This is a genomic window from Acrocarpospora sp. B8E8, from assembly GCF_039871605.1.
Taxonomy (GTDB): Bacteria; Actinomycetota; Actinomycetes; order Streptosporangiales; family Streptosporangiaceae; genus Acrocarpospora; species Acrocarpospora macrocephala.
Genome location: NZ_JBDPLV010000044.1, coordinates 58,792 through 79,718 on the forward strand (window position 1 = coordinate 58,792; position 20,927 = coordinate 79,718).

The following is a 20,927-nucleotide window of genomic DNA, read 5'->3' on the forward strand; positions in this document are numbered from 1 at the left end:
CGGCCTGTTCCGCTCCGTTCCACTGGATCCGGAACTGGCCGGAACGCCTTGAGGGAAAGGTGAACGGAAGGAAAGTAATGACATCGACAGATATGACCCCTTCGGTAGCCGTACCGACCTGTTCTTTGGGAGAGGACCCCGATCGGCGGCGTGAGCCCGCCGATGGGCAGGCCGGGCGGCGGGGGCCCAGCACCAGGCCCGGCGGTCGCCGGGATGGCAGGCGGCCGCGACCGGGGCAGCGTACCGACGGGACGCGGCGCCCCAACCGGGGCGGCTCATTATGAAACGCCTAGGTCTGGCGGTTTTCGCCATCGTGCTGACGTCCGCGCTGACCGCCGGAAACGCGGTCGCGGCGGTGCCGGTCAAGGGTTTCCTCACCTCGTGGGGCCTCAACCACCGCGGCCAGATCGGCGATGGCACCACCGATAATCGCCCCACTCCCGTTGTGGTCGGCAGGCTTCCCTCGAACGGGCACCGCCCCGGCCATCTCCGGCAGATCGCCGCCGGGAGCGACTTCACCGCCGGACTGCGCAAAGACGGCGTCGTGTTCGTCTGGGGCAACCGGCGCTTCGGCGACGACCGGTACGAATCCGACTACACCACCACCCCCGAGCCGGTGCCGGGCCTCAGCGAGATCAGCCAGCTCTCGGTCGGCGCCAAGCACATCCTCGCGCTCGGGCTCGACGGCACGGTCTGGGCCTGGGGCGACAACGAGTACCGCCAGCTGGGCGACGGCACGCAAACCAGGCGCCCGATCCCGCAGCGGGTGGCCGGATTGACGGGCATCATCCAGGTCTCGGCCGGTTACCGGTACAGCCTGGCGCTCGCATCCGACGGCTCGGTCTGGGCCTGGGGCCACAACGGGTACGCGGAACTGGGTGACGGCACCACCGTCAACCGCCCGACCCCGGTCAAACTGTCCGGCATCAGTGGCGTCACCCAGATCGCCGCCTCCGCCCACGGCGTGCACTCGATGGCGCGACGCTCGGACGGCACGGTCTGGACGTGGGGCAACAACGCCAACGGCCAGCTCGGCCTCGGCGGGAACGTGCCGCGATATATCCCGACAAAGGTGCCCGGCTTGACCGGGGTTACCTCTATTTCGGCCGGTGAACGTTCCGGATTCGCGGTGGCGCACCCCGAACGCAGCGTGTGGGCCTGGGGTTCCAACATGGTCGGGCAGCTCGGGGACGGGACCATAGCCGAACGGCGTACGCCCGTCCGGATCCCGTTGTCCCACGTCACCCAGATCGAGGCGGGCGCGGGCGGCACCACCGCCGCGCTTCTCGACAACCGCAGCGTCTGGACCTGGGGAAGCAACGAGGCCGGCGCTCTCGGCACCGGCGACCCCGCCGAATTCGTTCCCCACCCGTCCCTCGTCCCCGGCTTGGCGGACGTGGAGCTGATCTCGGTCGGCAGGGCCACGGTGGCGACCATCGTCGACATCCACAGCGCTCCCCCGGCGCCCACGGATCCGCCGGCGGTCATCCAGGTGCCCGACCTCATCGGAGACCTGCGGGACTCCGCCCTCCAGGCCATCTCGTCGGCGGGTCTCAACCTCGGTTCCGAAGGCACGGTCATCGACGACCAGTGCAACGAGATCGGGCAGGTCAGCAGGCAATCCCCGGCTCCGGGGACGAGCGTCGCGCCCGGATCGAACGTCTCGATCGTGGTCGCGATCAGGCCGGACCATCCGTGTCCGTGATCCCAGGCTGGCAGGCGGCCCGCTTACGCCCCCGTAAGTGGGCCGCCGTTGCCTGTCCCCTGGCGTACGGGAGTCGCCGGCACGGCCAACTGACCCACGATAAGGGACCAATGGCCCTGGGTTGGGGTGGCATTTACGTACTGGAATGGGAGGTAGATAGGAGAAATCGTGATCAAGCTTGCTCCCGCCCGGAGAGCGGCGGATTCCAAGGAACGTCCTGACACGCACAAGGTTGGTGTTGTGGTTGGGGTGGATGAGACAGCGGGTTGCGAACCCGCGCTGGAGTACGCGTTCGAGCAGGCCCGGCTGGGCCAGCAGATGTTGCGTGCCGTACATGCCTGGCAGGAGCCGGAGCATGCCTGCGCGCCCTGGATCGGCTATGACCTGGAGGAACTGGGGGCGCTGAAGCGGGATTTCACCGCTGGCCGGATTGATGTCTGGCGGCCGAAATATCCGGAAATCACCGTAGTGGCGGATGTCCGGCGGGGACATCCCGTGGATGTCCTCGTCGAAGCGTCGGTCAGTGCGGACCTGCTCGTCGTCGGAGCACACGGCAAGAGCGCCAACTCGGCGGCCCTGGGCTCGGTGAGCGGCGGAGTCCTTTACCGGGCGAGTTGTCCGGTCGTGGTGGTCCGTTGCCGTAAAGAAGGTCGGGACAATGACTGACCGTGGCCGTACCTAAAGGGCCAAGTGGGACAATGCTCGTATGACGCTGGGCAAGTCGCATCCGCTACTTCCCAGCATGCGCCTGGATGATCTGCTGGCTGAGCTCCAGAATCGCTTGGACGCCGTGCTGTCCACTCGTGATCGGGTGCATGCTCTGCTTGAGGCCGTCGTCCTGGTGGGCAGTGATCTCCAGCTGGAACTGATGCTGCGCCGCATCGTGGAGACGGCCACCACTCTCGTCGACGCCAGTTACGGTGCGTTGGGGCTGGTCGGCGAAGAGAACACGCTGGTGGAGTTCATCCCGGTCGGCCTGAGCGAGGACGAGATCGCCCGCATCGAGCACTGGCCGCACGGCCTCGGCCTGCTCGGCCTGCTCATCAAGGAGCCGGAGCCGCTGCGGCTGGCCCGGATCTCCGATCATCCCGAGTCCTACGGCTTTCCGCCCGGGCATCCGCCGATGGGGTCCTTTCTCGGCGTACCGCTGCGGGTGCGGGATGAGGTGTTCGGCAACCTTTACCTGACCGAGAAGCGTGGCGGCGCCGAGTTCGACGAAGAGGACCAGGAGGTCGTCATCGCCCTCGCCACCGCCGCCGGCGTCGCCATCGAGAACGCCCGGCTGTACGAGGAGACCCGACGCAGGGAGATCTGGCTGCAAGCCTCCACCGAGGTCACCACCAGCCTGCTGTCGGGCGATGACGTGGACGACGTGCTACGCCAGGTGGCCAGGCGGGTTCGGGAAATGTCCGGCGCCGACCTCACCGCCATCCTGTTTCCGGTCGGCGATGACAAGCTGCGGATAAAGGTCGCCGACGGCATCGAGGAGCTTGTCGGCTTCGAAGTGCCACTGTCCGAGTCCCTGTCCGGCGTCGCGTACACGAGCGCGGAGCCGTACATGGTCAACGACCTGGCCGAAGCGGGCCTCCAGATCGGTGGCCAACCACCGATCGGCCCCGCGGCCGCCGTACCCCTCGGGGTCGGCAAGTCGGTACGCGGAGTGCTCGCGCTGGGCAAACGCCAGGGACGGTTCCCGTTCACCTCATCGATGGTGCGCATGTTGCACGCCTTCGCCGGGCAGGCCGCGCTGGCCCTCGAACTGGCCGAAGCCCGCCAGGACGCCGAACGCCTGGGCCTGCTGGAAGACCGCGACCGGATCGCCAAAGACCTGCACGACGTCGTCATCCAGCGGCTGTTCGCCGTCGCGATGACCCTGATGAGCACCGTCCGCCTGGTCGATCATCCCGAAGCCGCCACCCGCCTGCAGCACGGCATCGACGAACTCGACGAGACGATCCGCCAGATCCGCTCCACCATCTTCGCCTTCCAGGCCCCCCGGACAGGCGACGAAACCACCCTCAGGACCCGGATCATCGCCCTGGTCGAAAACACCCGCACCCGCCTCGGCTTCATGCCCGGCCTCCGCATGAACGGCCGCCTCGACAACGACATCCCCATCCCCGTCGCCGACCACCTCCTCGCCGTCCTCCAAGAAGCCCTCTCCAACGTGGTACGGCATGCGAAAGCCACCAGGGCGGACGTCACCATCGAAACCACCCCCAACAACCAGGTAACCCTGACCGTCGAAGACAACGGCACCGGCATCCCCCCGAAGGGCCGCCGCAGCGGCCTCCGCAACCTCCACGACCGCGCCACCCAACTGGGCGGCTCATTCACCACCACCACTCCCAAGAACGGCGGCACCATACTCACCTGGACGGTCCCCTTCAGATAGGGCAAAACGAACGACCGAGCGAACCTTCGCCGGGCTGGGGGTTCGTTTAGATGATTTGGCGGCCGGTGAGTTGCTGGGCGCGGATCACGATGAAGTGGTTGTGGTCGCCTGGTGCCCAGGAGGTGAGGGGGAGGGCGGTGAGGCGTTGGAGTTCGTCGAATTCTGTGACGGCGCGGGATCGGCCGACGGCGGTGACGGACCAGCCGGTGCGGGTGAGGGGGTCGAATTCGTCGACTTCGAAGGCGACCACGGCGTTGCGGGTGGCGGCGGCCAGTTTGGAGCCGGTGGCCGTGCGGATGACGATGTCGTCGTCGACCAGGAGGTAGTTGACGGGCTGCACGGCCGGGAGCGCCCGGTCGGTGAAGACGATGCGGCCGATGGGCACCCGGGTGAGCAAGTGCAGACATTCGTCGGGGGAAAGCACCCGCAGCCCTGCCGAATCCACCTCACCGGTTGCCTCGCGGGTCTCGGGGAGTTCGCCGGTATCGGGGGAAGGTTCGGGATACCGGAGAGAAGTCACGTCGCGTGGAGAAGATGTCATATTACTTGGGCCGTTCCGCTTTAATCCGGGCCACCAGGGCCGCGGCTTGGGTGCGGCGCTCCATTCTGAGCTTGCCGAGCAGGTTGGACACGTAGTTCTTCACGGTCTTCTCGGCCAGGAAGAGTCGCTGGCCGATCTGCTTGTTGGTCAATCCTTCGCCGATCAGTTCGAGAATGTGCCGTTCCTGCTCTGACAGCGCGGCCAACGGATCCCGCCGCGAGGCCTGATCGCGCAGGCGCTGCAACATCGCGGCTGTGGTCTGCGGGTCCAGCAGCGAATTGCCGCCCGCCACCGTGCGCACCGCACCGACCAGGTCCGAACCGTGAATCTGCTTGAGCACGTATCCGGAAGCGCCGGCCATGACCGCGTCGAACAGCGCGTCGTCATCCGCATACGAGGTCAGCATCAGGCAGGCCACTCCGGGATCCCTGGACCGCACCTCACGGCAGACGTCGACGCCGTTGCCGTCCGGCAGCCGCACATCCAGCACCACTACGTCCGGACTTATCGTGGCGATTCGGCTAATCGCAGATTCGACCGTTCCCGCTTCGCCGACGATCTCCACGTCGTCCTGGGCGTCGAGCAGCGCCGCCACACCGCGCCGGACCACCTCGTGATCGTCGACAAGGAACACGCGAATCATGTTTTCGAACCTAGGCGAGCGTCGAGATCGAGAGTAGGGACCAAGGTCCCACGACCTGGCCGTATCCGGCCCTTATCGTCACGGTCAGCGACCTCACGCCCACGATCATCTCCGAGCACCATCATGACGTCAGTTTATCGCCACCGGGAACTTGAAGTGACGCCATCAAGGTGTCATAGTGACGTCATGGAACTTGCACCGTATGTGGAGAGCCTTCGCCGGGAACTCGCGGTCGCCGCCGCGGCCGGGGGTGAGGATGCTCGTGTGCTTGGCGAGCGTCTTGCCGCCGCGCTGGAGTCGGCTGCCACGCTAGCCCTGCTGGAGGCACTCTCGTTCGCCGCGGACGAGATCACCCGCGACCTCGCGCCCGGCTCGGTCGAAGTGCGACTACGCGGGCGCGATCCGGCCTTCGTGGTGACGCCACCCCCAACCGGCCTGCACGAAGGTGACACGAGGATGGCGCCGTCAACACCTGCGCCACCCGCTCCGGAGGCTGACGAGGGCGGCACGTCACGCATCTCGCTGCGAGTTCCAGAACACCTCAAACCACGCATAGAGGAGGCGGCTGGCCGCGCCGGTCTATCCGTCAACGCCTGGCTAGTTCGTGCCGTCACCTCCGCCCTCGAACCCGAGCGCCGCCCCACCCCGTCCACCCGCGGCCAACGCTTCACCGGATGGGTCCAGTAGCCACCAGCAGTCACGCGCCACCGCACGCGCGTATCGGAGGGTTTCGCAATGCAGACCTTTGACACCCCAGAACCCATCTCCGTCGTCATCGATATCGGCGCGGGGCAGATCCGGATCGACGCCAGCGATCGGGCTGACACGGTCGTCTACGTGGTGCCGAGCAACGAGAACGACGACGCCGACGTGGAGTGCGCCGAGCGGGCCAGGGTCGAGTTCGCCAACGGGGAACTGGTGGTGAAGGCGCCCAGGAGCAAGTCCATCTCGTTGTTCGGCTCTGGCGGATCGGTCGATGTGAAGGTGGACCTGCCGACGGATTCCCGGGTCGATGCGACGGCCACCGCGGACATCCAGACGCGGGGCCGGCTCGGCGCCTGCAAGTTCTCCACCTCATACGGGGAGATCAACATCGACCAGACCGGCGATTTACGGTCGCAGGCCTCCAGCGGTGACATCACGGTCAGCAAGTCCGTGGGCCACACGGACCTCACCACCGCCAATGGCAGGATCCGCGTCCACCAGATCGACGGAACCGCGGCGATCAGGACCACGAACGGTGCCATCACCGTGGGCGAGGTGACCGGCGAAGCCAGGCTGAACACCGCCCACGGCGACATCACGGTCGAACGCGCCCTCGCAGGTCTGCTGGCCAAGACCTCGTCAGGCAGCGCGCGGATCAGCCAGGTAGAACGTGGCTCCATCGTGCTGGAAAGCGCCTACGGCCAAATCGACGTAGGCATCCGATCCGGCATCGCCGCCTGGCTCAACCTGGACACCTCCTACGGCCACGTGCACGTCCCACTCGAACTGCGCGAACCTCCCGAACAAACCACACAAACCGTCGAGGTCAGCGCACGCACCAACTACGGCGACATCGTAATCAGCCGCACCCAACCCGCCTGATCACACAACCACCTGCCCACACAACCTGCCCAACCACACAACCTGCCCAACCACACGACCCGCCCGATCCACGACCACGACCACGACCACGACCACGACCACGACCACGACCACGACCACGACCAGCCTGACCACGCGACCTGCGTGAATGACAGGGCAACCCAAGCTGCGGGAGTTGCCTGACCAACGCGACCTACCGAATCCGCACACCGACAACGAACTGCTCAACCTGCGCAAATACCGATCTGGCTGAGGCACCTGACCGACGAGTCTGCGCGACCCGGGAAACTGTCGCTAGGAGCCTGACCCTACGGGTCTATGCGATGCGCGAAAGCTGCCGCTCGGAGCCTGAACTGACGATCTGCGCGACCTGCGCGACCTGCGCGATCTGCGCGATCTGCGCGATCTGCGCGATCTGCGCGATCTGCGAAAGCCTGTCCTTAGCTGCCTGACTTGCACGACCTCCCGGCGCGTGGCGTGTGCGACGTGCGTGATCCGGAGTGATCTACCTGACGTGCTTGACCTGACGGATCTCGGCGATCTGCGAAAACTGTCCGAGGCGTCTTACCGGCGCTCCCCGTCTCGACCTGCACAACCCGCATAACCCCGCGTGGTAACCCGCACGATTTCCACGACCACATAGCCCTACGTGAGCTGCGCGACCTGCAAGCGGTGCATGAGGTGTTCGACCCGTGCGAACTGCATGAGTTGCCTGACCCGAACGGTCTGGCCTGATCTTGCACGACCCTGCGTGAGCAGCGCGACTCGCCATAGATGTTCAACTCGCGCGAGTGGCGTGAGCTGCCCGACTCGCACGCTCCCCTGACCTGCGGCGAGCTACTCGACCTCGCGACCTGCCCCAGGCCCGCACAGACTCCCGGCCGGCGCGAGCTGCCCAAGTCACGTGGTCTGCCTGAGCCGCACAGCTCTGTGCGGTCTGGGCGGCACGCATGTGGTGCAGGGAGGTGGCTGGGCCTGAATGGGTTGTACGACTCCCACGAGATGTTGAGAGAAAGAGAAAAGGTGAAACATGAGCAAGTCGTCCATGGCGATCGAGGTGACCGGGTTGCGGAAGGCGTACCGGGACAAGGTTGTTCTCGATGGTGTTGATTTGTATGTTCCGGAAGGCGAGATCTTTTCGTTGCTGGGGCCGAATGGTGCCGGTAAAACGACCACTGTTCAGATTCTGACTACCTACATCGGGGCCGATGGTGGGGAAGTTCGGGTCGCGGGGCATGATCTGGCTCGGGAGCCGGGGGCTGTGCGTGCGGCGATCGGAGTCACGGGGCAGTTCTCGGCGGTCGACAATCTGCTTACCGGGGAAGAGAACCTGGTGCTGATGGCGGACCTGCATCATTTGGGTCGGAGAAAGGGCCAGCGACGGGTGGGTGAATTGCTTGAGCAATTCGATCTCGTCGAGGCGGCGAAGAAACCGGTCGCGACTTACTCGGGGGGAATGCGGCGGCGTCTCGATCTGGCGATGACCCTCGTCGGGTCGCCGCGGCTGATCTTCCTCGATGAGCCGACCACGGGGCTGGATCCGCGCAGCCGCCGCACGATGTGGCAGATCATTCGTGATCTCGCGACCAGCGGGGTCACCATCTTCCTGACCACGCAGTACTTGGAGGAGGCCGACCGGCTCGCCGATCGGATCGCGCTCCTGAATCACGGGAGACTCGTCGCCCAAGGCACTGCCACCGAACTCAAGCGTCGTATCCCCGGCGGTCACATCCGCCTGCAATTCGCCGACGAAATCGGGCTCGAATCGGCCGCCCTGGCCCTGCGCGGATCCTCTCGCGACGACGATGCCCTCACTCTCAACGTTCCCAGTGACGGCGGCATCCGATCGCTGAAAACCCTGCTCGGCCGGTTGGACGAACAATCCATCGAGGTCGACGCGTTGACCATCCACACCCCCGATCTCGACGACGTGTTCTTCGCGCTCACCGATCGCCACGCCCCAGCAAAGGAAGGAAATTCCCGATGAGTACGCTCTCCCACGCCGTGGCCGATTCGGTGACGATGACGCGACGCGATTTCCGGCACATGATGCGCTACCCGCTGATGGCCATCAGTCAGGTAATGACGCCGGTATTCATGATGCTGCTCTTCGTGTATGTGTTCGGGGGCGTGATGGGATCCTCGCTCACCACTTCCGCCTACATCGACTATCTCGCTCCCGGAATCCTGGTGATGGCGGTGGGGAGCGGGGCGGCTTCCACAGCCGTCAATCTGTCCACGGACATGACGGAAGGCATCATCGCCCGGTTCCGGATCATGGCCATCTCGCGCGCGTCGGTGCTGACCGGCCAGGTCATCGGGAGCATGATCCGGACGATGGTCAGCCTCGCGCTCATCATCGGGGTGGCGATGCTGATCGGTTTCCGGCCGGCCGCCGGGCCGATGGAGTGGCTGGGCGCGGCCGGGCTCCTCGCGTTACTCACGCTCGCGTTCACCTGGATTGGTGTCGCCATCGGTCTGGTGACCGGCAGCGCCGCCGGAGCCAACACCTCCGCGTTACCCCTGCAGTTCCTGCCGTTCCTCAGTAGCGCGTTCGTTCCGCCGGACTCGATGGCGAGCGGAGCGGCGTGGTTCGCGGAGTATCAGCCCTTCACGCCCATCATCGACACGCTTCGCGGACTGCTCATGGGCACGCCGACAGCAGACAGCGCCGGTACCGCGGTCGCGTGGTGTGCCGGCCTCGCCCTCGCTGGATATCTGTGGGCCCGAAAGGCGTATAACCGCGACCCCTCCCGGTAGCCGATCAGCTGATCACCGAGCAAGACGTCGTCCGCCGGCACGGGAATCGTGGTGGCGGATGGCGTGCATCCGCGATCGCTCCCGGTAGCCGGTCAGCGGTCACCGCGCAAGATGTCGTCCGCCCATCCGCCTGGCCGTGTGCCCGAGTGGCTTAGGGAACCGCCTGCAAAGCGGTGCGCACCGGTTCGATTCCGGTCACGGCCTCCAAGCCTCATCACGACAGCCTCGTGACGGCAGCTTCATGACGACGTGTGCCGCGTGGACAGCGCCACGCGGCACGCTTCGATGGCCTGTTACGACGTGCGGGTGTCGGTCCAGTCGGACTCGATGATCGTGTACGCGTTGGCGATGGTCCCGGCCTTCAGTCCAGCCTGGAAACCGCCTGGCTTGATCACGACGATCTCGCGAGCCAGTGCCCGTCCGGACTTCTCGTCGATGATCACGCGTTCCTGCAGGACGCCCTTGTTGGGATCGCCGACCTTGATCTGGGAATCGGTTTCGATGGCGATTGCCGTACCAGGACGGCCGGTGCTGTCGGTGACCTGGCCGAGGGAGGTGACGGAGGGGAGGGCGGCGAGCATGCGGAAGGCGGCGGCGCGGACCTGGGGGCTGACCGGGCCGTCGATGACCAGACCGCTCGCGACGCGGAACAGCCACGCGTCCTCGGACATGGGAAGGTTCGACTCGGTGTCGTGGCCTTCGTAGTACTTGAGGATGGAAGCCTTGAGTTCGGCCTCGTCGGACGGCAGGGCGCGCAGGTCGGCGAGGGTGACGTTGCGGCCCAGCCAGTAGATGTATTTGTTGTTGTAGCGGCTGGAATAGGGCTTACCCGCGGCGGTCGTTATCTGCTTGCCTCCGCCGATCGTCATCGTCGACGGCGAACCCGCCGCCTCCCACGCGGCCCGGTCGGCATCGGTGGCGGGCTTGAGGCCGAGAGACTGCGACGTGGACCACTGCCGCCCATCGGTGGTCCAGGTCTCGCCCTGGCTTTCGCTGGCCATGGCGTACCCACCCTCGACGCCGAGCAGCGACCGCGACTGGGTCTTGATGTGCCAGTACTTCCCGGTCGGGGCGGGCTGGCTCTCGGCGCTGGTCGCGGCCACCAGCAGGAGCTGCTTGGCGGAGATCTCGACCGGTGGCGCTTCGGCCTGGATCGTGGAGGGGGCCCGCGGCACCGTACCGGCCCCGATTCCGGAGCTGAAGACGGCCACGGCCGTGGCGGCCGCCGCGGCGCCGGCCAGGCCGAGGCCCCAGATGGGCTTGAGGTTCCTGCGCGGTACGGACCGGGCTTGGGCGAACGCGTGCGACAGTTCGGTTTGCCGGGTCCGCGGGTCGACCGGAACATCGCCGAGATGGGCGGGACGCGCGGCGCGCAATTCGTCGAGGGGGTTCACGACCACTCCTTCGTGAGCTGGACGCGGGACATCGCGGGGGTGATCGGTTCGAGTTCCTGCTCCAGGCGTTTCCGGGCGCGGTGCAGACGGACTCGGAAGGTGGTGACCGTGCAGCCGAGCACCCGGGCGGCGTCCCGCGGACTCAGGCCCTGCCAGGCGACCAGAATGAGGATTTCGCGGTCGTCTGTCGTGAGCCTGGCCATGGCCTTCAGGACGCCGAGGCGCTCGGCCACATGGTCGGCCACATCGCCGGAGACCCATTCGCGCATCTCCCGCGCTAGCCCTTCGCGGCGGATCTCGGCCCGGATGTTGTCGCGCAGCACGTTGCGGGCCACGCCGAGCAGCCACGGCAACGCGTGCTGCGGAACCTGGTCGAACTTCCGCCAGGCGATGGCGAACGTCTCGCTCACCACCTCGTCCGCCACCTGCCGCCCCGCGCGACTGACCACATAGGCCCACACGCGTTGCCGACATTCGTCGTAGATGGTGGTGAACCGTTCTCGATCGCTCGTCAACGCCCCAACCCCTCCGTGTCCCGGATAGTCATTTGACATGGGGAAGTGGCGGGAGAAACCAAAGTATTACCGTTAACCTCAAAAGATCTACCTGAAGGTGCCCAAGGGCCCGAACCGCTCAGCGTGCCGAGTGGGGGAACTCCGGGCAGCCACCGAGTATGCGCTGGGGACACCGAGCGAGCCGCTGACAGCCAGGTACAAGAGACCGATCAAGAAGCTTCCGCCGGAGGAGGATCGGCGCGAGGGATCCCGACCTTCCGGCCGCCTTACCGCTGAACCGGGCTCGTTTCCTCGGTGATCCACGTGAGGTAATCCGGGATGCCGTCCACGAGGGCGACCGCGACGATTTCCGGGGTGTCGTAGGAGTGCTCCGCGCGTACCGATCTGGCGAGTTCGTCGAAGAGTTCGGCTCTCGTCTTCAGCAGCAAGAGCCACTCCTCCGAGCGCTGCACCTGCCCCTCCCACCAGTACGTCGAGACAATCGGCCCGACCACCTGCGCACACGCGGCCAACCGCCCCCCGACCACCGCCCCGCAGATCCGGTCGGCCTCCTCCGCGCTCCCCGCCGTTACGCGCACCTCGATGTATTCGGCCATCCGCGAGCCCTTCATGAGGCGGCGACCACGCCCACCACTGCCAGGAGCAGGCCGGCGCCGGTGATCACCGATCCTATGATGACCGCTGTTCGCCTACCCCGACGTACGCCCGTCCAGTAGAGCACCACGTACGGCAGGAATCCGAGGCCGCCAACCCCAACGGCGGGAACGGCGAGCGCGGCGAGCAAGCCCGTGACACCGGTGGGAACCGCGCGGTCGCCGGAAGGGGTGAGCTGAGCCCGGATCACCTCGCCCGCGTCCGAATCGGGAGAGGCGTCGACGGGGACGGCAGGGCCGCCGGAATCGGGAAGGAAGCTGCCCTTGCAGTCATATCGCCCCTGGCCGAGGGACTCGCAGGAGACAACCGTCAGGGTTCCAGGGATCCCGACGCGGCCGGTGGCCAGCTCGATCGCGGACACCGACAGCGCGAGGGGCACGACGCAGACGCCCACCCAAAGGATCACGAGAATGATCTTCCCCACGAGGCCGGGGCCGCGTTTCGCGGGGGTGACCCCTTGGAGGGCGTCCAGGAATTCCGTCATGTGCCCAGTTTCCGAGGTCGAGCTTGTCGGCGACCTGCGCCCGACTTGGAATGCTCAGGCGAGGGATACGGCGGTAAAGCCGCCGCCGCCAAGCATTCTTTGGTACGGCATGCGATACCCCCAGCTCACACCGGGCAGGAACCAGCCATGACGAACGGGCCTCGCCGCGGCGACCCGCACGGCCGCCCCATCTCATGGATCTTCGTCACCGTGGTGGTCGTCGTCTTCACCACGGGCGGAATCGCATTGATCATGACGAACTGGCCGCTGTTCTGGACCTGCTTCGTGCTCCTGATCCTGGCCGCCCCCATCGGCCGCGCGATCCACATCACCGACGACAGGATCGAACTGCACTAGGAAGAGTGGTACCGCCGGTGCAGGGCGTGGATCTCTTCGGTGAGTTCGGCAACCGGCCCCTCCACCCGAATACCCGGCGCGACCTGCTGGATCGGCAACGCCTTGACCGGAGCAGGACCGACGCCGAGCTCGGCCAGCCATTCCACCAGTTGCGCCGAAGACGCCACATACACGATCCGGCCGAGGCCGACCCAGGCGTGAGCGGCCGAGCACATCGGGCAGTGCTCGCCCGAGGTGTAGACGGTCGCGAGGGCGCGTTCCTCAGCTGTGAGATGAGCGGCAGCCCATCGTGCGAGCTGGAATTCGGGGTGCAGGGTCTGATCCCCGCCCGTGTGGTCGCGATTGCGCTCCTCGGCGAGAGCGGTTCCATCGCCGGCGGCCAGCACCGAGCCGAACGGCTCGTCGCCCGCGTCGATGGCCTCAGCGGCGAGTTCGACGCAGCGGCGCAGGTGCCTGAGTTCGGATTCGTCGAAAGGCATCGGATTATCCGTCCGTCAGGCTGGTGGTTCGGTTCCGTCAAGAGATACCAGGTTATCCGTCCGTCAGGCTGGTCGAGGTCGCCACGACGGCGGCGAGGTGGCGGCGCATGGCGAGATCGGCCATTTCGGCGTCGCCGTCGCGGATGGCCTCGAAGATAGCCCGATGTTCGGCGCGGGCCTGGGCGGCACGCCCGGGAGAGACGGAGACGGCCAGGGCCTGGTCCTGAAGCACAGCGCGGAGATCCTCCACCAGGCGGGAGAAGAGAGGATTGCCGGTGGCGGAGGCGATGGCGATGTGGAAAAGCGCGTCGATCTTGATGCGGTCGGCGGGATCGTCGCTCTTGTCGAACTCCTCAACCAAGGCGGCCAGACCGTCGATGTCCTCCTGGGTACGGCGCTCGGCGGCCAGCCGAGCGGCGGGAACCTCCAGATGGCGGCGAACCTCGTTCAGCTGCGCGGGCAGGTAACGCCCGATGAGCAGCTGGGACTGCACCCGGGTGGCGGCGACGAACGTGCCCTTCCCCGCGTACGACTTCGTGAGGCCGAGCGCGTTGAGACTGTGCAGCGCCTCCCGGATCACCGAGCGGCTGACGCCGAAGGACTGAGCCAGGTCCGCCTCGGAGGGCAGCCTGTCGTCGACGGCGAAGTGGCGTGACTCGATGAGCTCGATGAGCTGGGAGCGCACGTGTTCGGCCGCGCTCTTGTGCTCGACCGGGACGACCTTCATTCCGGACGGTTCCTTTCGAAGGTGCCAAGCGTGGGGGGCTGGCGGTGACTGACCGCGCCTTTGACCGTCTCCCACCGTGCCACGCAGGGGCGTCCCGCGGCGAGATGCATGGTGCGATCCGTGACATCCATGATGATGCCCGCGATGGTAGCGGTGCGCTCGCGGGGGTGAAGTGCCTCGTTGGGGTGCTGGCAGACGCTGGACGGGTGGTCGACGTGGTCGGCGAGGACCTGCTTCATGTCATCGACGGACAGCACGCCCGAGGAGCTGAGGCCGCTGGTGATGTTGCGCAGCCGGTCAAGGGTGTGCGGCTTGCGCTTGGCGTAGAGGTCCTCGCCGGTCAGATCCGTGGCGCGGAAGTGGTTGGCGTGGGTGATCTGGCCGTTGCCGGGAGAAAGGCGGCGCACGCCGTCGGGACGCGGCGCGGTCTCCAGGTCGACGGCGAAGCCGGTGTCGTCGGCGAGCAGGTAGTTGGCCGACAGCGCGCGTTCGGCGGAGGCGATGACCTCGGCCGCGTCCCGGGCCGACTCGCTGTCGAGCGCGGTCCGCAGCAACACGTGGTACGGCACGCCGATCCGCCCCTCGTCCCCATCGCTGACCAGCGTGTTGGTGCAGAGCCCGAGACCGGCCTCGTTCATCCCGACCTTGGCCAGCAGCCCGGCCTCGACCAGGGTGACGAAGGAGGGCCCGTCGTCGCGGGTCACTTCGAGCACGGTCGCGGTCTCCTGAGCGTGCAGCAGCCAGTCCCAGTTCTGGGCGACGATCATCGTACCGGTGGTCGTGCGGTGCGGCTGTAAGGCGAATGACGTGCACTCGTGCGGGATGCCGGTGTCCCCGGCGGCGAACATGATCTCGCTGCGGGTGTTGAGCGCGAGGATCTCCTCCAGGTCGACGCCCGCGCCGGCGGCGATGCCGCGCATCTCGGCGATCAGGGCCGGGGCGAAGTCGTCGATGGTCTTGGTGAAACGGGCGGCGTGCCGCCGTACGGTGGCCCAGTCCCAGCCCGCGTAGTGCTGGAAGACGCGCTCGTAGGCCGCGATGGAGCGGTGGATTCGGTCGCGGGCCAGGGTGCCGTACTGCGAGCCCCGCTCGGCGGGAGGGCCAGCGACGCGGACGACAGGGAACGTGATGCCGCTCGTGCGGTGCATGGAAGAGGCCGCTCCCTTGGGTCACTTACCGTGGACATGCCATGAAGGCAGGAGTCCAGGATGCCTGGCTGTCAGACATGTTGATTCTGGGACGAGCGCTCTGAAAGTGTCAACTAGCGACATTTACGGGCAGAACACCCTTGCAAATGGCCGAGACGCAGGGTCATGATGTCAGGCAGTCCGACAGGTTGGAGTGATTGTGACATCCGTGCTGATCGCCGGCGGTGCCAGCGGCATCGGAGCCGCGACCGTGACACGGCTGCGCGCGGCCGGAGCCGGAGTGCACGTGGCCGACATCGACGCTGCGGGGGCCGCCGAGGTCGTCAAAGCGGAGCATCCGGGTCTGGGCACGTCGTCGTACTGCGATCTGTCGACCCCGGAAGGGCCTGGCCAGGCGGTCGCCGACGCGCTGGCCGCGCACGGGCGGCTGGACGCGGTCGTGTTCTGCGCCGGGTTACTGGTGGAGACGGAGCTGGCCGATTTCACGGTGGCCGAGTGGGATCGCACGATGGCCCTCAACCTGCGCGCTCCGTTCCTGATGGCTCAGGCCGCCGCGCCCGCGCTGGCGGCTTCGCCGCATGGCCGGGTGGTGCTGACCGGGTCCACGGCCGCGTTTCGTGGTGGCGGCGGGTCGTTCGCGTACGCCGCCTCGAAGGGTGGGCTGGTGGCGCTGACCAGGTCGCTCGCGGTGGCGCTCGGCCCGGATGGGGTGACCGTCACGTGTGTGTGTCCCGGGTGGATCGACACGCCGTTCAATGATCCGTACTGGCAGCGGGTGGGTGGGCGTGACGGCGCCCAGCAGGCGCTGGAAGCCCGGATCCCGCTCGGGGCGCAGGGCGAGCCCGACGATGTGGCCGCGGTGATCGAGTTTCTGGTGTCGCCCGGATCCCGTTACCTCACCGGACAGGCGGTCGTCGTCGACGGCGGCCTGCTCGCGTCCTGAATCTGGAGCCTGCCATGACCGACCTGCTGACCGAAGCCACCGTCTCCCTCGACCTGGCCCGGCGGATCGCCGCCGCGGCCGAGGCGGAGGCGCGGCGGCTGGGCAAGACAATGGGCGTCGCCGTGGTGGATCGCAGTGGCCAGATCATCGTGGCGAGCCGGATGGACGGCGCGAGCCCGGTCGCCCTGCAGCTGGCGATCGACAAGGCTTTCACGGCCGCCGCGTTCAACGCCCCTACCGACGCGTGGGGCGAAGTTACCAAACCGGGCGCCGCCGACTGGGGACTCACGTCCGCGCTCGCCGGCCGGATCGTGATCTTGGCCGGCGGCCTGCCGATCCGGGTGGACGGGCAGCTGGTCGGCGCGCTGGGCGTCAGTGGCGCCGCTCCCTCAGTCGACCTCGCCTGCGCGCAAGCGGGACTAACCGCCCTAACACCCAAGTAACCATCCAAGGAGAGTCCATGTCGCTGGCTCAGCGAAAGGTCGTCGTGCTCGCCTATCCGCGCTACCAGGAGCTCGACTTCTGGTACCCGGTGCTGCGCAGCCGCGAGGAGGGGGCGACCGTGCACATCGTCGGCGAAGCCACCGAAAGCATCCTCGGCTACCCGGTCATCCCCGACACCGAAACCGTGGATCCCGCCCAGATCGCGCTGATCGTCGCTCCTGGCGTGGCCGCCGGAGAGCGCCCGCTCGCCTCGGCCGACCAGGTCGCGCTGGTCTCCGCCGTGCACGCGGCGGGCGGCCTGGTCGCCGCGGTCGGCAATGGAGCCGAGGTGATCGACACCGCCCTGCCGGACCAGAACGACCGGATCATCCGGGCCGATGGCACCGACGACCTGGCCCCCTTCTTCGGCACCATCCGCAGCACGCTGACACAGGAGTAGCCCCCATGGAAGTCTTCAGGACCGTTCTCGGTGATGTCTCGCCGGAGAAGTCCGGCATCATCCTCACGCACGAACATCTGCTCTACGGGTACCCGGGCGCCGAGCTCGACCACCGCACCGTGCTCGACTACGAGAACAATGTCGCGTTCATCGCCGGGCAGGTCAGCAAGGGCATGGCCGACCACGGGTACGGCACGCTGGTCGACATGACGCCGCCCGAGGTGGGGCGGCATCCGGAGTTGATGGCGGAGGTGGCGCGCCGTACCGGACTGAACGTGATCGCGATCACGGGGTTCTTCCCGGAGCGCATGGGCGTGCCGTACTACTGGCGGCGGCAGACCGTGGCGGAGCTGACCGACTTCTTCGTCAAGGATCTGACCGAGGGCATGGTGTTCGCCTGGCAGCAGACGCCGTACAAGGCGGGGGCTATCAAGATCGCGACCGGGCAGGAGAGCGTGACGCCGATGCCCAGCCCGATCGGGCCGAACGGGCGGCGCATTCACGAGGTCGAGGACCGGGTGATCCGGGCGGCCGGGCGGGCGTCGCGGATTGTCGGATGTGCGGTGAACACGCACACCGACCCGATGGACTACCGGGTCACCAACCCGGGGATCGAGCAGCTCGACATCCTCGAAGAGGAGGGCGCGGACCCGGCGAAGGTGATCATTGGGCACGCGTTCGTGGAGCCCAACGACGACCAGCTGCGCGAGATCCTTAACCGGGGCGCGAACGTGCAGATCGACCACATCGGCATTCCGTGGCGGGTGGAGACGGCCGAGGAGCTGGACGAGCTGATGGCCAACGCGCTGGTCGGGCTGCTTGAGGATGGTTTCGGCAGCCAGATCGTGCTTTCCTACGACCGCTGGTTCTACAACCCGCGCTCCGACGTGACCGAGTCGGACCCGCAGCTCGCCAACGAGCGGGTCGACCTGGGCTACCTGTTCACCCATTTCATCCCGCGGCTCAAGGGCAAGGGCGTCACCGACGAGCAGATCCAGGCGATCCTCGTCGACAACCCGCGCCGCATTCTTTCGATCAAGGTCTGAGGAGCGAGAGTGCAGCTCACCGAGGCACGCGTCATCGTGCTCGTCGAGAATCTCTACCAGGAGCTGGAGCTCTGGTATCCGGTGCTCCGGTTCCGCGAGGAAGGCGCGGACGTGCGGGTGGTCGGCCCCTCCGTGGACGAGGTGTACGCCAGCAAACTGGGCTATCCCGCCCGCGCCGATCTGACGGTGGCCGACGTCGATCTGGACTCGGTCGACGCGGTGATCATCCCGGGCGGGTTCTCGCCGGAGTATTTGCGCAGAAATCCGGACATGGTCAAGCTGGTCCGGGACGCCGACGCGAAGGGGCTGCTGGTCGCGGCGATCTGCCACGCCGGGTGGCTGCTGGCGACGGCGGGCATCGTCAAGGACCGGGACGCGACCTGCGTGATCACCATCAAGGACGATGTGATCAACGCGGGGGCGCGGTATGTGGACGAACCCGTCGTGATCGATGGCAACCTGATCACGTCGCGGCTGCCCAACGACCTGCCGGAGTTCTGCGCGGCGATCAAGGACGCGTTGCTGGCGCGGGATCCGGCCAAGGCCAGCGCGCTGCCGGCGGCGGCGGACCCGCCCGCGTCCTCCCCCGCCTACAACGCGACCGCGATCCTGAAGAACCGCGCCGCGGGTCCCGGGTCGGCCAACTACCGCGCCTACGCGGTTCTCGAAAACTAACGGACGTTAAGGTCAGACATGAAGGTTGACGTCCATCACCACGCGATATTTCCGAAATATCGTGATCGGCTGGCCGAGCTGGGGATCGGCGCGCAGCCTGGCATCGGGCTGCCCGAATGGTCGGCGCGGGCCTCGCTGGCGATGATGGACCGAGTCGGCATCGACCTGGCGATCCTGTCGGCCGGCTCGCCGGGGTTCTTCTTCGGCGACGCCGGCCTGGCCAGGGAGTTGTGCCGCCAGACCAACGACGACCTGGCCGCGACGGTCGCCGCCCATCCCGGGCGGTTCCTGGCTTTCGTCGCGATGCCGCTGCCGTCCGTCGAGGACGCGCTGGCGGAGCTGGATCGGGTCGGTTCCGGCAAGGCGTTCGCCGGGATCGGGTTGCTGACGAACTACGCCGGTCGATACCTGGGCGATCCGGCCTTCGACCCGCTGCTGGCCGAGCTCAACCGGCGGGGTTCCGTCGTGCACGTGCACCCGACCCTGCCTGTGCACTACCCCGCCGCCAAGATCGACCTGCGCCCTTCCCTGATCGAGTACGTCTTCGACAGCACGCGCGCCCTCGTCAACCTCATGCTCAACGGGGTTCCGGACAGGTTCCCGCAGATCCGCTGGATCTTCTCGCACTGCGGGGGCACGGCGCCGTTCCTGGCCGGACGCCTGGCCATCGCCGAACCCCTGCCGGAACTGGCGAAGGTCGACGGCGTCTACCGGACAATGCGCTCGTTCTACTACGACTTCGCGCTGGCCACCACGCCGTACGCGCTGGGTTCGGTCGCCCTCCTGACCGGCGACGAACGCCTGCTGGTCGGCTCCGACTTCCCGTTCGTGGACGCGGACACCGTACACGCCTGCTTCGACGAGGCGAACGATGTGCTCGGCCCGACATCGATGCAGGTCGTAGCTGTGGACAATCCCGCGCGCCTGTTCAAGGAGGTGATCTGATGACCCAGTTCGATCTTCCATTGGAGCAACTCAGGGCCTATCGCTATCCATATCCGGAACCATCGGATTTCGAGGAGTTCTGGGCGAAGACGCTGAAGGAGACCGGCAGCCTTAACCCGGAATTCACGCCATACGACGGCGAATTGCGGACCGTGGACGCCTTCGATGTGACATTCGCCGGGTATGGCGGTGACCCGATCAAGGGCTGGCTGCTCCTGCCGGGGAATCGCACCGGACCCGTGCCCACCGTTGTCGAATATCTCGGATATGGCAGCGGGCGCGGCATTCCACTGGAGTCCCTGGCGTACGCCTCCGCCGGATACGGGCACTTCGTGATGGACACCCGAGGACAGGGCAGCAGCTGGCGCGCGGGCGACACCGGCGACCCCTCGGCGACCGGACCCGCCGTGCCCGGATATATGACCCGAGGCATCACTGATCCACACGATTACTACTACCGCCGCCTTTATGTCGACGCGATCCGCGCGGTCGACGCCGCCAAGGCCCATCCCGACGTGGACGGCACCCGTATCGCCGTCACCGGCCGCAGCCAGGGCGGCGCGTTGTCCCTGGTCACAGCGGGAATCCGGGACGACATCGCGGGCGCCATCCCGCACGTCCCGTTCCTGAGCGCCTTCCGCCGCGGCACGGCCATCACCGACCGCGAGCCGTACGCCGAGATCGTCCGCTGGTGCTCCATCCACCGCACCAAACACGAGACCGCCTTCGCCACGCTCGACTACTTCGACGCCACCGCGTTCGCGGCCCGCGCGACCTGCCGGGGTTCGTTCTCGGTGGCCCTGATGGACGGGGTCTGCCCTCCTTCCACCGTGTACGCGGCCTTCAACGCGTACGGCGGGGACAAGGACATCACCGAGTGGCCGTACAACAACCACGAGGGCGGCGGGCCGCAAGATCAGCTCCGTACGGTCCACGTCCTGCGCCAGCTTTTTGGGTAAAAACTCTCAATCCCCGCTTAAAGCTGCTTAATACACCAAAACGTGACAAATAAGATACAGCCTAGAGCCTTGTTCAGCTCTGGGGCC

Annotated in this window: 25 protein-coding genes and 1 tRNA gene; 16 read left to right on the top strand and 10 right to left on the bottom strand. The window is 66.9% G+C overall.

The genetic code is table 11. The features are described from left to right. Positions 1 to 280 precede the first annotated feature (280 nt). The 3 genes from ABGB08_RS34320 (at position 281) to ABGB08_RS34330 (ending at position 4,100) form a co-directional block, all read left to right on the top strand. Entirely contained in the window at positions 281 to 1,705 is a 1,425-nt protein-coding gene (locus tag ABGB08_RS34320) for a PASTA domain-containing protein (protein ID WP_347599055.1), read from the top strand. Positions 1,706 to 1,954: 249 nt separating this feature from the next. Then, the gene (locus ABGB08_RS34325; RefSeq protein WP_347599058.1) at positions 1,955 to 2,371 is read left to right on the top strand and encodes a universal stress protein; all 417 of its coding nucleotides are present in this window, start codon (positions 1,955 to 1,957) and stop codon (positions 2,369 to 2,371) included. Positions 2,372 to 2,411: 40 nt separating this feature from the next. Continuing rightward, entirely contained in the window at positions 2,412 to 4,100 is a 1,689-nt protein-coding gene (locus ABGB08_RS34330; RefSeq protein ID WP_347599061.1) for a GAF domain-containing protein, read from the top strand. A 46-nt stretch (positions 4,101 to 4,146) separates the two neighbouring features. Here the strand turns inward: ABGB08_RS34330 and ABGB08_RS34335 are convergent, their stop codons facing one another. Continuing rightward, positions 4,147 to 4,620 (bottom strand): pyridoxamine 5'-phosphate oxidase family protein, encoded by a 474-nt coding sequence (locus ABGB08_RS34335; protein WP_347599064.1) that lies wholly within the window; start codon positions 4,618 to 4,620, stop codon positions 4,147 to 4,149. A 22-nt stretch (positions 4,621 to 4,642) separates the two neighbouring features. Continuing rightward, the gene (locus ABGB08_RS34340) at positions 4,643 to 5,284 is read right to left on the bottom strand and encodes a response regulator transcription factor (RefSeq protein ID WP_347599067.1); all 642 of its coding nucleotides are present in this window, start codon (positions 5,282 to 5,284) and stop codon (positions 4,643 to 4,645) included. 186 nt (positions 5,285 to 5,470) lie between these two features. Between ABGB08_RS34340 and ABGB08_RS34345 the strand changes: the two genes are divergently transcribed. Then, entirely contained in the window at positions 5,471 to 5,971 is a 501-nt protein-coding gene (locus ABGB08_RS34345) for a hypothetical protein (protein WP_347599070.1), read from the top strand. A gap of 48 nt (positions 5,972 to 6,019) precedes the next feature. Continuing rightward, positions 6,020 to 6,871, top strand: a complete 852-nt coding sequence (locus ABGB08_RS34350) for a DUF4097 family beta strand repeat-containing protein (RefSeq protein ID WP_347599073.1) — start codon at positions 6,020 to 6,022, stop codon at positions 6,869 to 6,871. Here ABGB08_RS34350 and ABGB08_RS34355 read toward each other — a convergent pair whose 3' ends face one another. Next, positions 6,872 to 7,006, bottom strand: coding sequence for a hypothetical protein (locus ABGB08_RS34355; RefSeq protein WP_347599076.1), 135 nt, complete (start codon positions 7,004 to 7,006; stop codon positions 6,872 to 6,874). It lies immediately after the preceding gene. Between the two features lie 895 nt (positions 7,007 to 7,901). On the opposite strand from ABGB08_RS34355, the gene ABGB08_RS34360 reads away from it, so the two are divergent. The 3 genes from ABGB08_RS34360 to ABGB08_RS34370 all read left to right on the top strand — a co-directional run bounded on the left by ABGB08_RS34360 (position 7,902) and on the right by ABGB08_RS34370 (position 9,838). Continuing rightward, the gene (locus tag ABGB08_RS34360) at positions 7,902 to 8,858 is read left to right on the top strand and encodes an ATP-binding cassette domain-containing protein (RefSeq protein ID WP_347599079.1); all 957 of its coding nucleotides are present in this window, start codon (positions 7,902 to 7,904) and stop codon (positions 8,856 to 8,858) included. Then, a complete protein-coding gene (locus ABGB08_RS34365; RefSeq protein WP_347599082.1) occupies positions 8,855 to 9,631 on the top strand; it encodes an ABC transporter permease in 777 nt (258 codons plus the stop codon). Before ABGB08_RS34360 ends, ABGB08_RS34365 begins: the two co-directional genes overlap by 4 nt. A gap of 132 nt (positions 9,632 to 9,763) precedes the next feature. Beyond that, a tRNA-Cys gene (locus ABGB08_RS34370) sits at positions 9,764 to 9,838 on the top strand. A gap of 86 nt (positions 9,839 to 9,924) precedes the next feature. Here the strand turns inward: ABGB08_RS34370 and ABGB08_RS34375 are convergent. The 4 genes from ABGB08_RS34375 to ABGB08_RS34390 form a co-directional block, all read right to left on the bottom strand. Beyond that, the gene (locus tag ABGB08_RS34375) at positions 9,925 to 11,025 is read right to left on the bottom strand and encodes a CU044_5270 family protein (RefSeq protein ID WP_347599085.1); all 1,101 of its coding nucleotides are present in this window, start codon (positions 11,023 to 11,025) and stop codon (positions 9,925 to 9,927) included. After that, positions 11,022 to 11,540, bottom strand: a complete 519-nt coding sequence (locus ABGB08_RS34380; protein ID WP_347599088.1) for an RNA polymerase sigma factor — start codon at positions 11,538 to 11,540, stop codon at positions 11,022 to 11,024. The genes ABGB08_RS34375 and ABGB08_RS34380 overlap by 4 nt, the downstream gene beginning before the upstream one ends. Positions 11,541 to 11,806: 266 nt before the next feature. After that, entirely contained in the window at positions 11,807 to 12,136 is a 330-nt protein-coding gene (gene cutA, locus ABGB08_RS34385) for a divalent-cation tolerance protein CutA (RefSeq protein WP_347599091.1), read from the bottom strand. A gap of 11 nt (positions 12,137 to 12,147) precedes the next feature. After that, positions 12,148 to 12,678, bottom strand: coding sequence for a hypothetical protein (locus ABGB08_RS34390; protein ID WP_347599094.1), 531 nt, complete (start codon positions 12,676 to 12,678; stop codon positions 12,148 to 12,150). Positions 12,679 to 12,825: 147 nt separating this feature from the next. Here ABGB08_RS34390 and ABGB08_RS34395 point away from each other — a divergent pair, with 147 nt between their 5' ends. Continuing rightward, entirely contained in the window at positions 12,826 to 13,035 is a 210-nt protein-coding gene (locus tag ABGB08_RS34395; protein ID WP_347599097.1) for a hypothetical protein, read from the top strand. Here ABGB08_RS34395 and ABGB08_RS34400 read toward each other — a convergent pair. The 3 genes from ABGB08_RS34400 to ABGB08_RS34410 are packed head-to-tail and all read right to left on the bottom strand — an operon-like array spanning position 13,032 to position 15,389. After that, on the bottom strand, positions 13,032 to 13,514 hold the full coding sequence (locus ABGB08_RS34400; RefSeq protein WP_347599100.1) for a nucleoside deaminase: 483 nt from the start codon (positions 13,512 to 13,514) through the stop codon (positions 13,032 to 13,034). The two genes, ABGB08_RS34395 and ABGB08_RS34400, sit on opposite strands and share 4 nt — an antisense overlap. Before the next feature lie 52 nt (positions 13,515 to 13,566). Next, positions 13,567 to 14,241, bottom strand: coding sequence for a FadR/GntR family transcriptional regulator (locus ABGB08_RS34405; RefSeq protein WP_347599103.1), 675 nt, complete (start codon positions 14,239 to 14,241; stop codon positions 13,567 to 13,569). Continuing rightward, entirely contained in the window at positions 14,238 to 15,389 is a 1,152-nt protein-coding gene (locus ABGB08_RS34410) for a C45 family peptidase (protein ID WP_347599106.1), read from the bottom strand. Before ABGB08_RS34410 ends, ABGB08_RS34405 begins: the two co-directional genes overlap by 4 nt. Positions 15,390 to 15,588: 199 nt before the next feature. Here ABGB08_RS34410 and ABGB08_RS34415 point away from each other — a divergent pair, with 199 nt between their 5' ends. Genes ABGB08_RS34415 through ABGB08_RS34445 form a run of 7 tightly spaced genes read left to right on the top strand, consistent with a single transcriptional unit; the run spans position 15,589 to position 20,840 of the window. Next, a complete protein-coding gene (locus ABGB08_RS34415) occupies positions 15,589 to 16,332 on the top strand; it encodes an SDR family oxidoreductase (protein ID WP_347599108.1) in 744 nt (247 codons plus the stop codon). 14 nt (positions 16,333 to 16,346) lie between these two features. Continuing rightward, positions 16,347 to 16,775 (top strand): heme-binding protein, encoded by a 429-nt coding sequence (locus ABGB08_RS34420; protein ID WP_347599110.1) that lies wholly within the window; start codon positions 16,347 to 16,349, stop codon positions 16,773 to 16,775. Between the two features lie 17 nt (positions 16,776 to 16,792). Continuing rightward, positions 16,793 to 17,215, top strand: a complete 423-nt coding sequence (locus ABGB08_RS34425) for a DJ-1/PfpI family protein (protein WP_347599112.1) — start codon at positions 16,793 to 16,795, stop codon at positions 17,213 to 17,215. A gap of 5 nt (positions 17,216 to 17,220) precedes the next feature. Beyond that, positions 17,221 to 18,261 (top strand): hypothetical protein, encoded by a 1,041-nt coding sequence (locus tag ABGB08_RS34430; protein ID WP_347599114.1) that lies wholly within the window; start codon positions 17,221 to 17,223, stop codon positions 18,259 to 18,261. Between the two features lie 9 nt (positions 18,262 to 18,270). Then, positions 18,271 to 18,936 carry a type 1 glutamine amidotransferase domain-containing protein gene (locus tag ABGB08_RS34435; protein WP_347599116.1) on the top strand — a complete coding sequence of 222 codons (666 nt, stop codon included), beginning with the start codon at positions 18,271 to 18,273 and terminating at the stop codon, positions 18,934 to 18,936. An 18-nt stretch (positions 18,937 to 18,954) separates the two neighbouring features. After that, complete coding sequence (locus tag ABGB08_RS34440; protein ID WP_347599119.1) at positions 18,955 to 19,881, top strand: amidohydrolase family protein; 927 nt, start codon at positions 18,955 to 18,957, stop codon at positions 19,879 to 19,881. After that, the gene (locus tag ABGB08_RS34445) at positions 19,881 to 20,840 is read left to right on the top strand and encodes an acetylxylan esterase (RefSeq protein WP_347599121.1); all 960 of its coding nucleotides are present in this window, start codon (positions 19,881 to 19,883) and stop codon (positions 20,838 to 20,840) included. Before ABGB08_RS34440 ends, ABGB08_RS34445 begins: the two co-directional genes overlap by 1 nt. The last annotated feature ends 87 nt before the right edge of the window (positions 20,841 to 20,927 follow it).